Below are 1,242 nucleotides of genomic sequence, written 5' to 3'. Positions count from 1 at the left end.
TCACCAGTATCGCCGAGGAGATCAACAATCGACCCCGCCGCCGACTGGGCTATCTCACGCCCACCGAGGCATTCGCTCGACTGCTCGCCGGCGAGCCCCATGTTGCTTCGACGCCTTGACATCGCCGAGTGGTGCTCGTCGAACTCAGATTCTGCGGTGGCGGGCTTCGGGGTCGATGGGGCCCTCAGTGTCTGGGGTGCGGTCGGGGATCCAGGGTTCTTCCTCGTCCTCGTCGTCCTCCTCGTCGGTGGTGCTGCCGTTGACGAGGCGAGATTCGAGGGACTTCGCGTACAGCTCGACGGGGTCGGATTCGATCTCGATGCTGCCCTCGATGTCCTGCCACTCCCCGCCATCGACGGAGAACTGGCCGGTGAAGGTGGTGGTGAGGGTGATGTCGTACCAGCCCTCGAACCGGTACTCGGAAGAGACGCGCTCGGAGGGGAAGGGCTTGCCGGGATTGGTGGTGGTGATGGTGTTGCCGTCCCCGAGGTCCCAGTGGAACTCCACCGGCGTGGCGCGGATCCGGACGGGGGTGCCGAGGACCTCGGTCTCGAGCTCCTGGGTGTCGGCGTCGGTGTAGAGGACGTTGACCATGTTCACCGGCAACCAGCCACGCTCTGGGCCCGCGTGGGCGATGGGGGCTTTGACGGGGAGTTCGGCGAAGTCCTCGGCTGTGATCACGATCTGTGCCGCGGGGCTGTCGGCCTCGGGGGTGCCTGGGCGGACGCAGTCCCACCCCAGGTCTTTCACGCTTTTGTCTGCCAAATTGGTCTGCGTGCCGTGGACCGTAGAGCCCTTCCGAGGCGCCCTGCCAGAGCGCTTGACTCCAGCGGTCAGCGTAAGGACGTCATCCCCGCTGACTCGATAGTCCGTGGACGCCCCACTTCCCTCGTGACAGCTGTTCGTCGGAGGTACACACGAGAACTCGTCCGCGAAGGCGCTGCTGCACTCAATATTTCCGGGATTTGCTATTGTTTCCCACTTTGTAAAAATGCTGGGGATGGCCGGGGTGGCTTTTGTGAGGTTTCTTGGAGTGTCGCCGGATACTGGTAGATGGATAGCGTCGGTGTCGCTAATTCCCATGCCACCATCGGTCAAATAACCCTCAGGCTCGCCGGCGATGTCAAGGCGTCGAAGCAACATGGGGCTCGCCGGCGAGCAGTCGAGCGAATGCCTCGGTGGGCGTGAGATAGCCCAGTCGGCGGCGGGGTCGATTGTTGATCTCCTCGGCGATACTGGTGA

Annotated in this window: 1 protein-coding gene; it reads right to left on the bottom strand. The window is 63.4% G+C overall.

Annotated features, from left to right (window positions below):
- Positions 1 to 144: 144 nt before the first annotated feature.
- A complete protein-coding gene (locus MU407_RS14000) occupies positions 145 to 681 on the bottom strand; it encodes a PKD domain-containing protein (protein WP_246958406.1) in 537 nt (178 codons plus the stop codon).
- Positions 682 to 1,242 lie beyond the last annotated feature (561 nt).

The organism is Brachybacterium sp. Marseille-Q7125, from assembly GCF_023062615.1.
In the GTDB taxonomy this organism is placed as follows: Bacteria; Actinomycetota; Actinomycetes; order Actinomycetales; family Dermabacteraceae; genus Brachybacterium.
This window is presented reverse-complemented; position numbering and strand designations above follow the sequence as displayed.